Raw genomic sequence first — 18,004 nt, 5'->3', positions numbered from 1 at the left:
GAGCATCTGAGGCCCGGATTCTGAGCGAGCCTGCGAATCAGCCGGTCGTCGCGCCTTCGGCGGCGGACCGCACGAGACGCGAGTACTTGGCAAGAACGCCACGGGTATAGCGCGGGGGAAGCGGCTCCCAGCCAGAGCGGCGGGAGGCGAGCTCCGACTCGTCGACGAGTAGGTCGAGAGAGCGAGCTGCGATATCGACCCGTATCAGATCACCATCGCGCACGAAGGCGATGGGACCTGCGTCCACCGCTTCGGGTGCTATGTGGCCGATGCACAGGCCGGTTGTGCCGCCTGAGAATCGTCCGTCTGTCAAGAGTAGTACATCTTTTCCGAGCCCCGCGCCCTTGATGGCGGCGGTGATCGCGAGCATCTCCCGCATTCCGGGACCCCCCTTGGGTCCTTCGTAGCGGATCACGATCACGGTGTTCTTCCCGATCTCGCCGTTGGCGACGGCATCCATCGCCGCGCGCTCGCGCTCGAAGACACGGGCGGTCCCCTCGAACACCGCGGCGTCGAAGCCCGCGGTCTTGACGACCGCGCCCTCTGGCGCGAGCGAGCCGTGCAGGATCGTGAGCCCGCCGGTCGCGTGGATCGGGTTGTCGAAGGTGTGGATCACCTCGCCGTCGATGGGCTGCGGGTCGAGGTCGGCGAGGTTCTCGGCGAGCGTCTTGCCCGTCACCGTGAGCGCGTCACCATGCAGCAGCCCTTCGTCGAGCATGGCCTTCATGATCACCGGGATGCCGCCGTGCCGGTCGACGTCGTTCATGACGTACTTGCCGAAGGGCTTCATGTCGGCGACGTGCGGAACCCGGTCGCCGATGCGGTTGAAGTCGTGCAGGCTCAGGTCGACCTCCGCCTCGCGCGCGATCGCGAGCAGGTGCAGCACCACGTTCGTCGAACCGCCGAGCGCCATCGCGAGGGCGATCGCGTTCTCGAACGCCTCCTTGGTGAGGATGTCGCGGGTGGTGATGCCCTGACGGAGCAGGTTCACCACGGCTTCGCCCGAGCGGTGCGCGAAGTAGTCGCGGCGACGGTCGGCGGCGGGCGGAGCCGCCGAGCCCGGAAGGCTGAGACCGAGCGCCTCGGCGACCGAGGCCATCGTGTTGGCCGTGTACATGCCGCCGCACGCGCCCTCGCCAGGGGCGATCGCGCACTCGATGCGCTTGAGGTCCTCCTCGCTCATGAGGCCCGCCCGGCAGGCGCCCACGGCTTCGAACGAGTCGATGATCGTGACGTCCTTCTCGGTGCCGTCCGAGAGCTTCACCCATCCGGGCGCGATCGAGCCCGCGTACAGGAACACGCTGGAGAGGTCGAGACGGGCGCTGGCCATGAGCATGCCGGGGATCGACTTGTCGCAGCCGGCGAGCAGCACCGAGCCGTCGAGTCGCTCGGCCATCATGACCGTCTCGACGGAGTCGGCGATCACCTCACGCGACACGAGCGAGAAGTGCATCCCCTCGTGCCCCATGGAGATGCCGTCGGAGACTGAGATGGTGCCGAACTGCAGCGGATAACCGCCGCCCGAGTGGACGCCCTCCTTCGCCCCCTGCGCGAGCCGGTCGAGGCTCAGGTTGCAGGGAGTGATCTCGTTCCAGCTCGAGGCGATGCCGATCTGCGGCTTGTCCCAGTCGGCGTCGCCCATGCCGACGGCACGGAGCATTCCTCGGGAGGTCGTGGCCTCGATGCCGTCGGTGACGACACGGCTTCGGGGCTTGATGTCGACGGGCTCGGGCGATTCGGGATCATTCGAGGACATGCAGGAAGTCTATTCCCGTGCGGCACCGCGGACGTCAGCGACCACGCTGAGAAGAGCGGCGATCTCCTGTGGACTTCCCACACGCAGGATCGCGGCGGTCTCCCCTTCGCCGACGCGGACCCCGAGATCGTCTTCGCCGAGCACGCGCATCGCATCCTCATCGGTGACGTCGTCGCCGGCGAACAGGATGCCGGTGGCATCGAACTGCGCGCGCAGGGCGGCCATCGCCGCGTCCTTGCCCTCGACGCGCGAGGAGAACTCCAAGACGTGATGCCCCTGACGACGCCGCCAGAGCGGGAACCGGTCGGCGATGAGCGCATCGACCTCGGCGAACAGCGGCTCCTCCACATCGGGCGCCGCGCCCCGGGTGTGCACCCCCACCCCGAACGTCTTCGGCTCGAACTCGGCGCCGTCGTACTTCTCGACGATCGGACGCACGGCCGCCCAGAGCTCCTCCCGCTCGCCGTCCCGAGCGTCCGGAACGGGCTCGGCGAGACCGACGCCCGGGTACCAGTACTGCGCGCCGTGCGACCCGGCCAGAGCCACGCGCGAGTCGTCGTCGTGCTCGGTGATCACCCGGAGATCCTGCATGCTGCGTCCTGAGACGTAGGCGACGATCGTCTCGGGCAGTGCGCTCAACCGCTCGATCTGCTCGACGATCTCGGGCAGCGCTCGGGCGGACAACGGCTCGACCACGAAGGGCGATGCCGTCCCGTCGAAGTCGAGGGCGATCACGAGCCGCGGGGTTCGCGCGATCGCGGTGAGTGCGGCATCCGGGGTTCCAGGGGTCCAGGTGCGGGTCACGATGTCTCCGATCGTCAGGTGTTCGGTTCCGTGCTGCCAACCGCTCAGCGCGGATGGACCTCGCCCAGCGCGCGCAGGAACGACGACGACCAGGCGTCGACGTCGTTCTCGAGGACGCGTTTGCGCAGCGCGCGCATGCGGCGGCCCTGCTCGCGCGGCTCCATGTGCACGGCCTCCATGATGGCGTCCTTGAGCCCCTCGATGTCATGCGGATTCACCCGCACGGCCTGTCGGAGCTCATCCGCGGCGCCGGTGAACTCGCTGAGCACGAGGACGCCTCGATTGTCGGCGCGCGTGGCGATGTACTCCTTGGCGACGAGATTCATCCCGTCTCTCAGGGCGGTCACGAGCATGACGTCCGCCGCGAGGTACAGCGCCACCATCTCCTCGCGCGGGTACCCCTGATGCAGATAGCGGATCGCCGAGTGCCCTACAGTGTCGGTGTCGCCGTTGATGCGGCTGACCGCGAGCTCGATCTCGTCCCGCAGATGCGCGTACGCGTCGACGCGCTCGCGGCTCGGACTCGCGACCTGCACCAGCGTCACGTCCTCGACGTGCAGCCGTCCTTCGGCGAGGAGTTCCCCGTAGGCCTTGATGCGGTGCCCGATCCCCTTGGTGTAGTCGAGGCGGTCAACGCCGAGCAGGATGCGCGAGGGGTTGCCCAGGCTCTCACGGATCTCGGCGGCTCGCGCCTGCACATCGGGCCGAGCCGCCAGCTCGAGGTAGGGAGCGGTGTCGATCGAGATGGGGAACGCCCGGGCGATGGCGGTGCGGGTCTCCCCCGGCCCGCTGGGCACCGACACGGCCGATCCCTTCACCTCATACCGCAGTCGTCGACGCACCGCGGTGAGGAAGTAGGTCGCGTCCTGTGCCCGCTGGAACCCGATCACGTCGGCGCCGAGCAGCCCCCCGAAGGACCTGGTCGCGCCACGGCAGCTGGGCGTAGAGCCCGTGCGCCGGGAAGGGGATGTGATGGAAGTATCCGATGGTCACGTCCGGCCGCAACTCCCGCACGAGCTGCGGCACCAGCTGCAGCTGGTAGTCGTGCACCCACACCGTGCCGTTCTTCGCGACAGCGGATGCCGCGGCCTCGGCGAAACGCCGGTTCACGACGACGTAGGCCTCCCACCACTCGCGGTGGTACTGCGGCGGCGCGATGACGTCGTGGTAGAGCGGCCAGATCGTGTCGTTCGCGAAGCCCTCGTAGTACTCGGCGACCTCCTGTGCGCTGAGCGTGACGGGGACCAGATCGATACCGCCGATCTCGAACGGCTCGAGCTCGAGATCGGCCTGGCCGGGCCATCCCACCCAGGCACCGTGAGCGCTGCGCATCATCGGCTCGAGCGCGGCGACCAGCCCGCCGGGCGACGTGCGCCATTCCTCTTCGCCGTTCGGGCCCTCGATGCGGTCGACGGGAAGTCGGTTCGCTACGACGACGAAATCTGCGACAGCCATTGTGGTCTCCTCACGCCTGCGGTGACTCCAGGCTACCCAGACCGGCGCTCAGTCCAGGCGACGTACGCGGATGGCGCTGAGCCGCCAGTTCACGATGCCGGCCGCGAACGCGACGGCAGCGGCGATGATCGGCAGCACCAGAGCGCTCGAGGTTCCGACGCTTTCGGCGATCTGCCCCGTCAGCGCGGCGCCGAGCGACTGCCCGACGACGATCGCCGAGCCGAGCATCGTCATGACGGTGGCCGAACGGCCGAGGGGGCTGCGCGCGGCGCCGAAGCTGTACTGCGTCACGAGGGTCGGGCCGATGCCCGCGCCCATGATGCCCAGAGCGACCATCATCGACACGGGCGAGTCCACGAACGGGAGCAGCAGCGTGCCCGACAGCAGTATGCCGGCGAAGACGAGCCAGCGCGCCCTCATCGAGAAGCGAGGCGGCAGCCAGGCCACCCCGAGGGCGAGAATCGCCGACCCGACGCCCATCACTCCGTACAGCACGCCGGCTTGTTCGGCCGCGCCGCGATCGGCCATGAAAGACGTCAGGGCGGTGAGCATCGTGCCGAAGAACATGCCGACGCCGAGAGTCCCGATGAGCACGATCAGCAGCTGCGGACGGAAGAGCTCCGACACGGCGGACGGCGCCGAGCCGTCGGCGTTGCGGTGCTTCGATACGGCGCGCGCGCTGGGGTGCAATCCGAACGCCCCGACGAAGATGACGATGAGGACGGCGGCGATGGCCAACGGCGCCCAGGGGGCGATGACCGACGCGAGGACGCCCACCAGGAACGGCCCGAAGACGAACACGGTCTCGTCGGCCGCTGATTCGTAGGCCATGGTGCCCGAGATCGTGCGTTGCCGGGTCGGCTCCGGCATCCGATCCACGATGATCGTGACCAGCCGCGAACGCGACATCGGGGCGACCTGCGGGGCCGTGGCCCCGATGCCGAACGCCGCGAGCAGCACGAAGGCGTCGGCCGCCGTGCCGTAGACGACCAGGGTGAACCCCACGAGAGCGGTCGCGTTCGCGACCGCCAGCACCACGAGAACGGCGCGTTGTCCGAACCGGTCGGCGGCGGCCCCCAGCAACGGGCCGAAGCATGCCGTGCCGAGCCCGACGGCCGCCGACGTGAGCCCGCCGAGCGACAGAGAGCCGCGTGCGGACACGACGACGGTCAGCACGCCGACCACCATCATGGCGAACGGAAGACGCGCGACGAACGCGATGATGAAATAAGGAAGACCGGCGATGCGGAACAGGCTCGGCGGGGCGGAATCATGCATGGAAGTTGGCTCTCGCGCGTCGACGTGACGCGGGTCCTGGTGCCGCCGTTGCCCATCGGGAAAGCCGATGTCCGGTAGATGCACGTCTGCAGCCGCGGCGCACCGCGACCCATCCAGGCTACCGTGTCACACCGCTCAGGGTCTGGGAGCCCGCGCAGTAGCCTGGTCGTCACCCCTGCTCGAGGAGGATCCATGCCGACGACCCAGATTCACGCCGCACTGCCGGGCCGCTCACTGCGAGCAGGATCTGCGAAGACCTCGCCCGTGCGCGACCTGCTCGCTCTCACGGAGCGACCCGAGGTGATCTCCTTCGCGGGCGGCCTGCCTGCTCCCGAGCTGTTCGATCTCGAAGGCATCCGTACGTCCTACGATGCGGTGCTGGGTTCCCCGGCGGTCCTCCAGTATTCGACGTCCGAAGGCAACGCCGTGCTTCGCGAGGAGGTCGCCCGTCAGTACACGGCGGCGGGCCTGCCGACCGAAGCATCCGACCTGATCATCACGACCGGGTCGCAGCAGGGCCTCGGCCTGCTCGCGACCGCGCTGCTCGACCCCGGCGACACGATCTTCGTGGAAGAGCCCTGCTATCTCGCAGCTCTCCAGACCTTCGCCCTGGCCGGCGCTCGTGTGATCGGCGTGCCCTACCTGGACGACGTACTGGATCTCGATGCTCTGGAGTCGCTCGCTCGGCAGCACGCGCCGAAGTTCTTCTACACCGTGCCCACCTTCCAGAACCCGACGGGTCGCACGCACGATCTCGAGGCGCGGGAGCGGATCGCGGATGCTGCCCGGAGGCACGGTTTCCGGATCATCGAGGACGAGCCCTACCGTCAGCTGCGCTACTCGGGCGACGAGCTGCCGTCGATCGCGGCGTTCGCGCCAGAACACGTCCTGAGTCTCGGCAGCTTCTCGAAGGTGATCGCACCGGGCCTGCGCATCGGCTGGGTCCGCACGACCGCCGATATCCAGCCGACAGTCACGATCGCGAAGCAGGCCGCCGACCTGCACACGTCCACGATCGATCAGGCGGCGGCCGCGCACTACCTCACCTCCGGTCGCGCAGGGGCCGCCCTCGACCGGATCAGGGCGGCCTACTCCGAGCGCCGGAACGCGATGCTCGACGCGCTGCCGACAGCCCTCCCGTCGGGCAGCACATGGAATCGGCCCGACGGGGGCATGTTCGTCTGGGCACGGCTGCCAGAAGGGATGGACGCGACGGCGGCGCTCTCGGCGGTCCTCTCTCACGACGTCGCGTACGTGCCAGGAGCGCCGTTCTTCGCGGGCCCTCCCGATGAGCGGACTCTGCGCCTGTCCTTCACGACCTACGCCCCTGACAGAATCCGGACCGGCTTGTCAAGGCTCGGCGCGGCGTGGAGCGCAACGGGTAGCGTGAAGGCATGAACTACCTCTTCGGCACGGGACTCATCGGCGCGATCACCGCGGGAAAGACCCTTCTCAGCGGATCGCGCAATGCGCCGATCACGTGGCGCGCCGTGCTCGCCTGGGCGAGTTGGGGCATCACGGTCGCGCTCGCGATCGGCGCGATGGTCGACGTCTACCGGGCGAATCGCGGCCTGCCTGTGGCATCGGACTCGCCGCTCGCCGCGAAGCAGGCGAAGGAACGGGAGAAGGCTGAGAAGCAGCAGGCGAAAGAGCTCAAGCGCAACCGCAAGTAACCGGCGATGCCTCTCGTCAAGACAACGTTCAGCGCGTGAGGATGAGCGCCTCGCCCTGTCCGCCACCGCCGCACAGTCCGACCGCTGCGGTCCCCGATCCGCGGCGCGCGAGTTCGTGCGCGACATGCACCACGAGCCGCGTGCCTGAGGCGCCGATCGGGTGACCGATCGCGATACCGCCGCCGTGGATGTTCACGACGCCGCTGTCGAGCCCGAGTTCCGTCTGAGAGCGGGCGACCACAGCACCGAACGCTTCGTTGATCTCGACCAGGTCGAGATCGGCAGGCGTGATCCCCTGCTTTGCACACGCCTTCTCGATAGCCCGCGCGGGCTGCGCCTGCAGCGAGTTGTCGGGCCCGGCAGTCTGGCCGCTCGCCCCCACCGTCACCAGCACGGGCCATCCCTTGGCTTCCGCCGTCGCGCGAGTCGTCACGACGACGGCCGACGCTCCGTCGGAGATCTGCGAGGAGTTGCCTGCCGTGATCGAGCCGCCCTCGGCGAAGGCCGCACGCAGCCCTCCGAGCGACTCGACGGTCGTGTCCGGCCGCACGCCTTCGTCAGCGGTCACCGAGACGACCGGCCCGCGCCGCTGTGGCACCTCGATCGCCACGATTTCGACGTCGAACACGCCCGCCTTCTGCGCGGCGGCTGCGCGCTGATGAGACAGCGCCGCGACGGTGTCCTGCGCCTCGCGGGTGAGGTCGTACCGGGCGTTGTGCCGCTCCGTCGATGCGCCCATGCTCTCCTGGTCGTAGGCGTCGGTGAGGCCGTCGAAGGCCATGTGATCGAGCACCTCGACGCTGCCGTAGGTCCAGCCGTCGCGCGAGCCCATCAGGAGGTGCGGGGCGCGGGTCATCGACTCCATGCCTCCCGCGACGACGACCTCGGCATCACCCGTGCGGATCATGCGGGCCGCATCGATGACCGCGGTGAGGCCGGAGAGGCAGACCTTGTTCACGGAGTGCGCGGGCACGTCCCAGCCGACGCCGGCGCCGATCGCGGCCTGACGCGCCGCGTTCTGGCCGGAACCGGCCGCGAGCACCTGTCCCATGATCACGGCATCCACGTCGGTCGGGTCGATCGACGCCTGCTCGAGCGCCCCACGGATCGCGAACGACCCGAGTTGCGGGGCGGTGAACGAGGCCAGCTGGCCCTTCAGGCGTCCTTGCGGTGTGCGCGCAGCGGCGACGACGACGATATCGGTGGGGTTCATCTGCTTATTCCTTCACTGACGATCAGAGCGGGTTCCGTGGCGGCGATCACGTCGTCGACGGAGACGCCGGGCGCCGTCTCGACGAGGACGAGACCGGCATCCGTCACATCGATCACGGCGAGGTCTGTGATGATGCGGTCGACCACTCCCCTCCCCGTCAGAGGCAGCGAGCAGTCGTTCACGATCTTGGCCGAGCCGTCTTTCGCGACGTGCTCCATCAAGACGATCACCCGAGCGGCACCGTGCACGAGGTCCATCGCGCCGCCCGGCCCCTTCACCATCTTGCCGGGGATCATCCAGTTCGCGAGGTCGCCGGAGACCGACACCTGCATCGCGCCGAGGATGGCGGCGTCGATCTTTCCCCCGCGGATCATTCCGAAGCTCGCCGCAGAGTCGAAGAAGGCGGAACCCGGCAGGACCGTCACCGTCTCCTTGCCCGCATTGATGAGATCCGGGTCGACCGCGTCCTCGGTCGGATAAGGGCCGACGCCGAGGATGCCGTTCTCGGACTGCAGTACGACCGTCACCCCGTCAGGTACGAAGTTGGGGACAAGGGTCGGAAGACCGATGCCGAGGTTGACGTACGCTCCGTCCTGCAGCTCGGCGGCGGCACGGGCAGCCATCTGGTCACGGGTGAGCGCCATGTCAGGCTCCTTCCGCCGCGGTTGCGACTGCGGACACGGTGCGCCGCTCGATGCGTTTGGGGATGTCGGCGCCCACCTCGACGATGCGGTGCACGTAGACGCCGGGGAGGTGGATGCTGTCGGGGTCGAGTTCACCGGGTTCGACGAGTCGTTCGACCTGCGCGATGCACACGCGCCCGGCCATCGCGGCCAGGGGGTTGAAGTTGCGCGCCGACTTGTTGAAGACGAGGTTGCCGTGGCGGTCGCCGTAGGCCGCATGCACGAGGGAGAAGTCGGTGGTGATCGCCTCTTCGAGCACGAACTCGCGCGGCTCGCCGTCGACGGTGAAGGTGCGGACGTCCTTCGCGGGCGACGCGACCGCGACGGTCCCGTCGGCGTTGTAGCGGCGGGGAAGCCCACCTTCGGCCACCTGCGTGCCGACGCCCGTCTGCGTGTAGAAGGCGGCGATCCCCGACCCTCCGGCACGCAGCTTCTCGGCAAGGGTGCCCTGCGGGGTGAGCTCGAGCTCGAGCTCACCCGAGAGGAACTGCCGCTCGAACTCCTTGTTCTCGCCGACGTACGACGAGGTCATCTTCCGGATCCGTTGGGCGCCGAGCAGTACGCCGAGGCCCCAGTCGTCGACGCCGCAGTTGTTGCTGACGACGCTGAGATCCTTTGTGCCCTGTGCGAGAAGAGCTTCGATCAACGCGATCGGGTTGCCCGAGAGGCCGAACCCGCCGACGGCGAGAGAGGACCCGTCGGTTATGTCGGCGACGGCGTCCGCTGCCGAGTGCCACTGCTTGTCGATCACGCGTGCTCCTTCGAAGACGTGTCCTCCCTCCAGCATCCGCCCGGCGGGCCGCAAGCGGAAGCCGCTTCTTGCGATGTGGTCGATCCGCCCACTAGCGTCCACATTATGGAATCGTCGTCGCGCAGCGTCCCCGGAGCACAGGCCATCGCCCGGGCGGCAGTCCTGCTGCGCCTGGTCACAGCGAGTGGCGCCGAGGGAGCATCCCTCCAGGAGCTCGCGCGCTCTTCGGAGTTGTCGCGTTCGACCGTCCACCGCCTGCTGAGCGCTCTCAGGGCAGAGGGGCTCGTCGATCGGGACGACGGACGCAGCCGATGGATGCCAGGGCCGGAGCTGTTCCTGATGGGCACCGTCGCGGCCGCTCGATACGACGTGACAGAGCTCGCGCGGGACATCGTGCGCTCGTTGGCCGTGAAGACCGAGGAGAGCGCGTTCTTCTCGGTGCGCAGAGCCGACGAGACCGTGTGCCTCCTGCGGGAGGAGGGTTCGTTCCCTATCCGCTCCTTCGTGCTCAGCGAGGGCGTGCGCTTTCCCCTCGGCGTCGCCAGCGCCGGGCTCGCGATCCTGTCGTTCCTGCCGGACCACGATGTGGATGCGTATATCGCCCGTCATCCGGAGCTCGTCTCCGATTGGGGGCGCCAGCACGACGTCGCGCCCTTGCGCACTCGGCTCACCGAGACCAAGGAGCGCGGCTTCGCGATCAACCCCGGCCTCATCGTGGAGGGCAGCTGGGGCATGGGAGCGGCTGTCTTCGATCGCGCCGGCCGCCCCGAGTGGGCGCTCAGCCTCACGGGCGTCGAGTTCCGCTTCGGCCCCGACCGCATCGCCGACCTCGGCCGGACGCTGCTGGCGCACGCGCACCAGCTCTCGAACAGGATCGCCACCCGTCGCTGACTCGCATACATACCAATAGGTATATACTTCATGGTATGGAACGTGGTGAGATCATCCCTTCGATCGTGTTGTCGGGCTACGCGCTCGGCCGGATCGCCGCGCACGACGCGGGCAATGACGCACCGGCTGCGCAGTGGCGCGTGCTGAGCCTGCTCAGCCAGCAGGGCGGGAAGCGAGTGGGCGAACTCGCCACGGCTTCCCGCACGACTCAGCCCGGCATGACCCGATTGATCGGCGGTCTCGAGCGCGACGGTCTCGTGCTCCGTTCCCCCGACCCCGAAGACTCGCGTGCGATCGTCGTCGAGATCACATCCGCAGGGGTCGTGGCGCTGGATGCCTGGCGCACCGAGTTCCGCGACACCCTCGCCCCTCGTTTCGCCGATCTCGACGACGGCGACTGGGAGACGCTGACCCGCGCGGCCGAGATCCTCGCCGCGCACACCGCAACAGAACCGACAGGAGCATCACGTTGAACACCCCCGCACCGTCCGTGTGGAAGCAGCCGGCACAGGTATGGGCCGTCGCATTCGCCTGCGTCGTCGCCTTCATGGGCATCGGCCTGGTCGACCCGATCCTCCCCGCGATCGCCGAATCGCTCGAGGCCACGCCGGTGCAGACCGAGCTGCTCTTCACGAGCTACCTCGCCGTCACCGGACTCGCGATGCTCGTCACGAGCTGGATCTCGAGCCGCATCGGCGCCAAGAAGACACTGCTCATCGGCCTCGCCCTCATCGTGGTTTTCGCACTCTTCTGCGCACTCAGCGGCAGCGTCGACGCCGTGATCGGCTTCCGCGCGGGCTGGGGCCTGGGCAACGCCCTGTTCATCTCCACCGCGCTCGCGACGATCGTCGGCGCCGCTTCGGGCGGGAGCGGCGCGGCCATCGTGCTGTACGAGGCGGCACTCGGCCTCGGCATCGCGATCGGCCCGCTCCTCGGCGGGCTCCTCGGCGAGCAGAGCTGGCGCGCCCCGTTCTTCGGCGTCGTCGTGCTCATGGCGATCGCGTTCGTGGCGATCCTGCTTCTTCTCAAGGGAGCGGACGAGAAGCGCACGCCAGTGCCGTTCTCCGCGCCTTTCAAGGCGCTGGGTCGGCCCGCGCTCGCGACCCTGGCGATCGCGGCGCTCTTCTACAACATCGGCTTCTTCGTGCTGCTGGCGTTCTCGCCGTTCCCGCTCGGATTCGGCGCGATGGGCATCGGATTCACGTTCTTCGGCTGGGGCGTGGCGCTCGCCGTCACGAGCGTGTGGGTCGCACCGATCCTGATGCGCCGCATGAAGCGCACGCACATCATCTTCGTGGTGCTGCCGCTGCTCGCGATCGACCTCATCGCCGCGGGTCTCCTCGTCGAGTCCGCGACGGCGCTCGTCGTCTGCATCATCATCGGCGGGCTGCTGCTCGGTGTCATGAACACCGTCCTCACCGAGGCGGTCATGGAAGCGACAGACCTGCCTCGCTCGGTGGCGTCGTCGGCGTACTCCGCAGTGCGCTTCCTCGGCGGCGCGATGGCTCCCCCGATCGCCGCGGCGCTGTGGCACGGGTTCAACGCCACTGTGCCGTATCTCTTCGCGGCCGCCGCCGTGCTGATCGCCGCTCTCACCATTCTGATCGGACGCAAGGCGCTGGCGCACATCGACGACGAGTCGGACGACGCGGGCGAAGAGGTGGAGGCGATCCTGCTCGGCGACGCCGCCTGACGGGGTCCGGCTCTCGACGGGCCTGCCGCGTTCGGTAGCGTGGGGTGATGACCGCCTCCGACCTCCCCGAACGCAGCAGGCTCGTCTTCCAGCATCTGGAGGATGCCGGCATCGATACTCGCATCCGCGTTCTGCCGGATTCGGCCCGCACCGCACCTGAGGCGGCTGCGGCGATCGGCTGCGACGTCGCCGCGATCGCGAACAGCCTGGTGTTCCTCGTCGACGGCGCGCCCGTGCTCGTGATGACGAGCGGCGGGCACCGCGCCGATCTCGACGTCGTCGCTCGCAGCATCGGCGCCGATGAGGTGTCGATGGCACCGGCATCCGTCGTCCGCGAAGCAACCGGTCAAGCGATCGGCGGAGTCGCGCCGGCCGGTCATCCTGCGCCCCTGCGCACCTATATCGACGAGGCGCTCGCCGAGCACGAGGAGATCTGGGCGGCAGCGGGCCACCCGCACACCGTCATGCCGCTCACGTTCGCATCGCTGCAGGCTCTCACCGGTGGCGAGGTCATCGCGGTCGTCTGAGAGCTATTTCACGGTGACGGTGATCTCCGCGGTCTTCTGATCCTCGATGTCCTCCGGCACCTCGCCTCGGAAACGGTACTCGAACGCGATCACGGTCGTTCCGGCGCCGGTGGTCGGGAACCGATAGACGAGTTCGCCCGGTGCACCGGTCATGCCGTCGGGCGCGTCGGTGGTGAACTCAGAGTCTCCTTCGCCGAGCACCGCCGGGTCCGGCTCCGTGGTGATCACCCAGTCGTCCCCCACCGAGGGATTGACCTCGCCGAAGTCGACGACGAGAATCTCCCCGGCGGACACCGTGACCGCGCTGGCGGTGTAGTCGACCGTCTTCTCCGCCGGTCCGGTGCACGCCGTCAGAATCGCGCCGGCGGCGACCAGCGCAGCGAGAACCGCGACCCCTCTTCTCATCGATGTCATCACACCCTCCGGAGGTCACGTTATCGCACTGGCCCGGCCGTGGGCATCGCGCGTAGGGGCCGCTCCCTCCGGTGTCGACGCAGGCAGTTTCGCGATGATCGTCACAGCGCTGCGAGCGTCGCGTAGGTCAAGGCCCTGCCGGTTGCGCCGAAGTCAATCGACCCCATGAGCACTTTCGACGACCCGTTGTCCGCCTCGAAGCTCCATGCGAGTACGAGGGTGGAGCCGACGACGGCGAGATCCTGCACGCCCATCTCGGTGGAGCCGGAGATCGGCGTTCCTCCCATGGCGCCGAGTTTCACGCTGCGGAACATGGGCGACCCGGTGTTCTTCGCATGGAACTGGGTCCTGCTCCCCATCCACAGCGCCATGGTGCAGGCGCCGTATCGTTCGATGATCAGCGCGTAGACCGTGTCTCCGATGATCTTCAGCGGCAGCGGGCTGTACACGAAGCTCTCGGGAGCGTTCCATCGGGCGAATCCGGTGCCGTCCGCGTTCATGCTGTAGAACTGCGTCGGCGCCCCCGAGGTCTTCTGGGTCCGTAAGCCGCCGATGACCTTGCCTGCCCCACCGTCCCACGTGATGGTGGGCTCGCAGTACGTCACCGGAGGGTAGGCGGCGTTCCCGTCGCTCACGACGTCGAACGTCGACGCCGTCGCGACAGGGTCAGCGGGGTCGAAGGAGAAGAATCCCAACCTCGATGAGCCGGCGAAATGGAAGCCGCTCATCATGCGACCGTTCACGAGCTCCAGGTCGTGGAAGAGCTCGGGCACGAATCCACTCTGCTGCACCGCATCGAGCACGAGGCGCACCACCCAAGTCGTGCCACCGTCGGTCGAGGAGTACAACCTGTGCGTGGTCGTTCCGACCGCGTTGTTGGAGCCGCGACTTCTGACGATCGCCCACAGGGTGTCGATCGCATCGATTCCGAGAGCGAAACAATCCGTCCCTCGCGCATTGGACTCGCCCGGCACCAGGACCACGGGTGTCGACCAGCTGACCCCGAGGTCGTCTGATCGCGTGATCAGCGGTTTGGTGTCCGTCGCGCCGTGACCGCTGGACCGGTTGTAGCCCTGATAGATGCGGCCGGTGCCCGACACGCAGGTCTTGCCCTGCGGCCAGGCGTTGGTCGCGAACGATGTCGTCGGCGATACGCGATTCACTTGCATCACGAGAGGTGTGACCGCATCGGCAGAAGATGCCGCAGCGGAGTCGGCTGTGGGCGCGCCTCCCCACAGCAGGGGAATGGCGCCGGACACGCTTGCCACGACACCCCCAGCGGCGGCGGACGCGAGCCCGAGAACATGACGGCGAGACAGATCAATGCGAGAGACAGTCATCTTCGACTTCCTGGATCAGCGGATTCCGTACGCATCCGACGATGGATACGAAGCGGAAGACGCCGCTCGATAGCGGCGTTAAGATATTAGATATCTAATCTATCTCGGGCGCAAGCCTGACTTCCCGTCAACCGTGCACGCGCCCGGCGGGCACCCCGAAGGAGGCCACCCGCGTAAGTTTCCGATGCGGGTGGCCTCTCATTCAGCGCCGTGCGCTCAGGAGCCGTCGAGCTCTGCCACCCGTCGACGCAGGTCACCGAAGTGCTCGCGCATGCGCCGGACTGCGAGATCCTCGTCCCGAGCGATCAGCGCCTCGATGATGCGCGCGTGCACGGCACCACGATCTGCCGACGGCGCCGGCATCCGCTCCCCCACCTCGCGGCTCAGTTCTCCGAAGAGATGCCAGAACAGGTCGATGAGGTTATCGACGAGAGGATTCTTCAACCCCGAATACAACGTGCGGTGGAACTCCTCGTCAAGGTCGCGGAAGTCCTCGCCCCGCTCATCGCGCTCGATCATCTCCTTCGCGATGACCGCGCAGCGATCGAGCTCTTCGTGCAGGTCGGCACGTACGACAGCCGACATCAGGCCGACCTCCATCGATTCCCGCGCGACGAGCACCTCGAGAATGGCCGGCCCGGATCCGGCCAGACCGTACGGGAGCTGATCGATGATGGGGCGGAAGGAGAATTCGGAGACAAACAGACCGTTCCCGTGCTGCGCCTCGATCACCCCCAAGGTCTGCAGGCTGCGAGTCGCTTCGCGCAACGAGAGCCGGCTCACCCCCAACTCCGATGCGAGATCGGCCTCGGAGGGAAGCCGGTCTCCCGGGGCGAGATCATGCTCACGGATGTAGTCCCGGAGCTTGCGCTGCGCGACGAGATAGATCGGTCCGCCTGGTCTCATGCTCCGACGCTACCGCTCAAACGATGTTCGCGGAGGCCTGGGCCTCTTGCGCCTCGGCGATCGCTTCGCGGAGCGAGGGGACGATGCGGTCGATCATTGCGCGGTCAGCTGCAGTCACCGATCCCCAGACCCCGCGCGCGGGGCCGACATCGGGGCCGAGCTCGTTCATGAGCTCTTTCACGAAGCCGGGCCCCGTCGCCACGCGTGCGACGTCGCGGAACGGCTTGTGCAACGCATAAGCCCGCTGCACTTCGCCGCTGTCGAACGCATCGACCGCTGCATGTGCGAGAGGAGCCATCCCGTTGTACAGGCTCCCGATCGCCGAGCCGGCCCCGAGCGCGAGCGCAGCGGGAAGCAACTCATCCCTCCCGAAGTAGACGCGCACATCCGGTCGGGCCTGCTGAATCGCGTCAAGCTCCATGAGATCCTCATCCGTGAACTTGACCGCGGTCAGCGTCGGGATCTCTTCTTTCGCCACGGTCAGAATCTCGCTCGGACGCTGAGTCGAACCCGTCATGGAGGGAATCTGGTAATAGCAGAAAGGAACTCCGTCCGCTGCCTGCGCGACGGAGGCCAGCCACTGCACGGTGTGGGAGACCGACGACGCCTGCCCGTAGTACGGCGCGACGCTCGAAACGAGATCGACGCCGAGACCGGCAGCGTGCGCGGCCAGCTCGCGTGTGGGCTCGAGCGGAAGCCCGCCCACCTGCACTCCGAGGGCGAAGCCTTCAGGTCGAGCGTCTACCCAGGCTTCCAGAATCTCGACGCGTTCCTCGATCGTGAGAAATGGGAACTCGCCGCTCGTACCGTTCACGAAGGCCCCGGCCACGCCGATCGACCGCAGGTGCTCAGCCTGCTCAGGGATCCGCGAGACGTCCACCCGCCCCGCGCCGTCGTAGGGTGCGAGCGAGGCCGCCCAGAATTCGAACCGGCTCATGAGCCATCCTTTCTTTCGCGTGAAATCACGCTTTCGTGGCGCCGTCGGTGAGACCGGCGACGATGTACCGCTGCAGGAAGATGAAAGCCGCGATGACCGGCAACGCGACGACGGCGGAGACCGCCATGAGGTCGTTCCACCGGACCCCCGAACTCGTTCGTGATCTCGGCGAGCACGATCGTGATCGGCTGGATGTGCTCGCTTGTCGCAAGCGACAACCCGAAGACGAACTCGCCCCAGGCGCCCAGGAAGCTGATCACGGCCACCGTGATCACCCCGGGCATCGAGATGGGAAGGGCGATGCGGATGAAGGAGGTGATCTCGCTGCAGCCGTCCATCTTCGCCGCCTCGACGACCTCGGTGGGCACGCTGAGGAAGTACGGCCTCAGGATGGTGATGGCGAGAGGGACCGCCAATGCACAGTTGGCGATGATCAGCCCCAGATAGGAGTTGACGAGGCCAGCGCTGCTGAAGAGCACGAACATGGGAAGGGCGAGGTTTATGGACGGAACCATCTGCACGATGAGCATCAGCATCATCACCACGCCGATGCCGCGCACCTTGAGCTTCGCCAGACCATAGGCCGCGGGAAGGGCGAGAACCAGCGTGAACAGCGTGGTGCCGATCGCGATGATCGCGCTGTTCAGAAGCCCGCGGGCGATGTCGGGATCGCTGAAGACCGCCGTGGCATACGACTCGACGGTCGCCGGAAGGGGAATCAGATCTGGCGGCACTCGGAAGACGGCTTCGCTGGTCTTCAGCGAGGTGACGACCATCCAGTACACCGGGATGAGGTACACGATCGTGGCGAGGATGCCGACAGTCGCGAGCCAGCGCCTGGCCACCTGGTCACGCTTCGAGCTGGTGGGGTTCGAAGCGGTCACGATCAACGCCTGCGTGGCGGTCATGAGTCGTTCTCCTTGCGCAGGGCCCGGAAGTAGGCGATGGACAGGATGAGGGGCACCAGCATCAGCACAGTCGTGGCGACCGCTGCAGTATCGAAGCGTGAGAACTCGAACGCTTCGTTGTAGGCGTACACGGGCAGCGTCGCGGTCGCTCCTCCCGGGCCGCCGGCTGTCATCAGGAAGATCGTGTCGAACGTCTTGAACGTGTAGATGAAGATCAGCAGCAGAGCGGCGAGCGCCACGGGGCGCAGCTGCGGCAAGGTGACGTAGCGGAACTGCTGCCAGGGCGATGCACCGTCGATGCGGGCCGCTTCGTACAGTGTCCCGGAGATCGCCTCGAGTCCCGCCGACAGCAGGATCATGGCGAACGGCGCGAAACTCCACGCAGTCGCAAGGATGACCGCAGCGATCGCCGTCACGGGCTGCCCCAGCCAGAAGACGTCACCCTCGATGAGGCCGAGCGACCTCAGCACGGCGTTCAGGAGGCCGTAACTGCCATCGAGCAGCCAGCGCCACACGTTCGCGCTCACGACGGTCGGCAGCACCCAAGCGATCAGGATGAGCGCCCGCAGCACATTGCGTCCGCGGAACGCTCGACGCAGCAGCAGTGCGAGCCCGAGCCCGAGGAGGAAGGTGAGAGCCACACTCCCGGCGGCGTAGACGATCGAGATGACGAACGAGTACCAGAATTTCGCTCGACCGAACTGATCGATGTAATTCTCGAGGCCGACCCATTGGGCCCCAACCCTGGACGACCTCGCGCAGACCGACGTCGAAG

Annotated in this window: 18 protein-coding genes and 1 pseudogene; 6 read left to right on the top strand and 13 right to left on the bottom strand. The window is 67.5% G+C overall.

Annotated features, from left to right (window positions below):
- Positions 1–37: 37 nt before the first annotated feature.
- From ilvD to QFZ53_RS11290, 4 genes and pseudogenes are all read right to left on the bottom strand, one after another.
- Positions 38–1,756 (bottom strand): dihydroxy-acid dehydratase, encoded by a 1,719-nt coding sequence (ilvD, locus tag QFZ53_RS11305; RefSeq protein WP_307296416.1) that lies wholly within the window; start codon positions 1,754–1,756, stop codon positions 38–40.
- A 9-nt stretch (positions 1,757–1,765) separates the two neighbouring features.
- Positions 1,766–2,560, bottom strand: coding sequence for a trehalose-phosphatase (gene otsB, locus QFZ53_RS11300; protein WP_307296414.1), 795 nt, complete (start codon positions 2,558–2,560; stop codon positions 1,766–1,768).
- 44 nt (positions 2,561–2,604) lie between these two features.
- Positions 2,605–4,015: pseudogene (locus QFZ53_RS11295) on the bottom strand (alpha,alpha-trehalose-phosphate synthase (UDP-forming)).
- 48 nt (positions 4,016–4,063) lie between these two features.
- Positions 4,064–5,293 (bottom strand): MFS transporter, encoded by a 1,230-nt coding sequence (locus QFZ53_RS11290; protein ID WP_292910003.1) that lies wholly within the window; start codon positions 5,291–5,293, stop codon positions 4,064–4,066.
- 192 nt (positions 5,294–5,485) lie between these two features.
- Here QFZ53_RS11290 and QFZ53_RS11285 point away from each other — a divergent pair, with 192 nt between their 5' ends.
- The gene (locus QFZ53_RS11285; protein WP_307296410.1) at positions 5,486–6,691 is read left to right on the top strand and encodes an aminotransferase-like domain-containing protein; all 1,206 of its coding nucleotides are present in this window, start codon (positions 5,486–5,488) and stop codon (positions 6,689–6,691) included.
- On the top strand, positions 6,688–6,966 hold the full coding sequence (locus QFZ53_RS11280; RefSeq protein WP_307296408.1) for a hypothetical protein: 279 nt from the start codon (positions 6,688–6,690) through the stop codon (positions 6,964–6,966). The genes QFZ53_RS11285 and QFZ53_RS11280 overlap by 4 nt, the downstream gene beginning before the upstream one ends.
- Positions 6,967–6,994: 28 nt before the next feature.
- Here QFZ53_RS11280 and QFZ53_RS11275 read toward each other — a convergent pair whose 3' ends face one another.
- The 3 genes from QFZ53_RS11275 to QFZ53_RS11265 are packed head-to-tail and all read right to left on the bottom strand — an operon-like array spanning position 6,995 to position 9,613.
- Positions 6,995–8,179 carry an acetyl-CoA C-acetyltransferase gene (locus QFZ53_RS11275; RefSeq protein ID WP_307296406.1) on the bottom strand — a complete coding sequence of 395 codons (1,185 nt, stop codon included), beginning with the start codon at positions 8,177–8,179 and terminating at the stop codon, positions 6,995–6,997.
- Complete coding sequence (locus tag QFZ53_RS11270; RefSeq protein ID WP_292909995.1) at positions 8,176–8,823, bottom strand: CoA transferase subunit B; 648 nt, start codon at positions 8,821–8,823, stop codon at positions 8,176–8,178. Before QFZ53_RS11270 ends, QFZ53_RS11275 begins: the two co-directional genes overlap by 4 nt.
- Before the next feature lies 1 nt (position 8,824).
- The gene (locus QFZ53_RS11265; protein WP_307296402.1) at positions 8,825–9,613 is read right to left on the bottom strand and encodes a CoA transferase subunit A; all 789 of its coding nucleotides are present in this window, start codon (positions 9,611–9,613) and stop codon (positions 8,825–8,827) included.
- A 105-nt stretch (positions 9,614–9,718) separates the two neighbouring features.
- On the opposite strand from QFZ53_RS11265, the gene QFZ53_RS11260 reads away from it, so the two are divergent.
- The 4 genes from QFZ53_RS11260 to QFZ53_RS11245 are packed head-to-tail and all read left to right on the top strand — an operon-like array spanning position 9,719 to position 12,724.
- Positions 9,719–10,504, top strand: coding sequence for an IclR family transcriptional regulator (locus tag QFZ53_RS11260; protein ID WP_307296400.1), 786 nt, complete (start codon positions 9,719–9,721; stop codon positions 10,502–10,504).
- Positions 10,505–10,539: 35 nt separating this feature from the next.
- Positions 10,540–10,977, top strand: coding sequence for a MarR family winged helix-turn-helix transcriptional regulator (locus QFZ53_RS11255; protein ID WP_307296398.1), 438 nt, complete (start codon positions 10,540–10,542; stop codon positions 10,975–10,977).
- Positions 10,974–12,197, top strand: a complete 1,224-nt coding sequence (locus tag QFZ53_RS11250; RefSeq protein WP_307296397.1) for an MFS transporter — start codon at positions 10,974–10,976, stop codon at positions 12,195–12,197. Before QFZ53_RS11255 ends, QFZ53_RS11250 begins: the two co-directional genes overlap by 4 nt.
- 47 nt (positions 12,198–12,244) lie before the next feature.
- Positions 12,245–12,724: a YbaK/EbsC family protein gene (locus QFZ53_RS11245; protein WP_307296394.1), complete on the top strand. Its 480-nt coding sequence runs from the start codon at positions 12,245–12,247 to the stop codon at positions 12,722–12,724.
- Between the two features lie 3 nt (positions 12,725–12,727).
- Here the strand turns inward: QFZ53_RS11245 and QFZ53_RS11240 are convergent, their stop codons facing one another.
- The 6 genes from QFZ53_RS11240 to QFZ53_RS11215 form a co-directional block, all read right to left on the bottom strand.
- The gene (locus QFZ53_RS11240; RefSeq protein ID WP_307296393.1) at positions 12,728–13,138 is read right to left on the bottom strand and encodes a protease inhibitor I42 family protein; all 411 of its coding nucleotides are present in this window, start codon (positions 13,136–13,138) and stop codon (positions 12,728–12,730) included.
- Positions 13,139–13,239: 101 nt separating this feature from the next.
- The gene (locus tag QFZ53_RS11235; RefSeq protein WP_307296391.1) at positions 13,240–14,478 is read right to left on the bottom strand and encodes a sialidase family protein; all 1,239 of its coding nucleotides are present in this window, start codon (positions 14,476–14,478) and stop codon (positions 13,240–13,242) included.
- A gap of 216 nt (positions 14,479–14,694) precedes the next feature.
- A complete protein-coding gene (locus QFZ53_RS11230) occupies positions 14,695–15,384 on the bottom strand; it encodes a FadR/GntR family transcriptional regulator (RefSeq protein ID WP_307296389.1) in 690 nt (229 codons plus the stop codon).
- 16 nt (positions 15,385–15,400) lie between these two features.
- Complete coding sequence (locus tag QFZ53_RS11225) at positions 15,401–16,321, bottom strand: dihydrodipicolinate synthase family protein (RefSeq protein ID WP_307296387.1); 921 nt, start codon at positions 16,319–16,321, stop codon at positions 15,401–15,403.
- On the bottom strand, positions 16,318–17,229 hold the full coding sequence (locus QFZ53_RS11220) for a carbohydrate ABC transporter permease (protein WP_307296384.1): 912 nt from the start codon (positions 17,227–17,229) through the stop codon (positions 16,318–16,320). Before QFZ53_RS11220 ends, QFZ53_RS11225 begins: the two co-directional genes overlap by 4 nt.
- Positions 17,226–17,870: a carbohydrate ABC transporter permease gene (locus QFZ53_RS11215; RefSeq protein ID WP_307296381.1), complete on the bottom strand. Its 645-nt coding sequence runs from the start codon at positions 17,868–17,870 to the stop codon at positions 17,226–17,228. The genes QFZ53_RS11220 and QFZ53_RS11215 overlap by 4 nt, the downstream gene beginning before the upstream one ends.
- Positions 17,871–18,004 lie beyond the last annotated feature (134 nt).

The organism is Microbacterium natoriense, assembly GCF_030816295.1.
Lineage (GTDB): Bacteria > Actinomycetota > Actinomycetes > Actinomycetales > Microbacteriaceae > Microbacterium > Microbacterium natoriense_A.
This window is presented reverse-complemented; position numbering and strand designations above follow the sequence as displayed.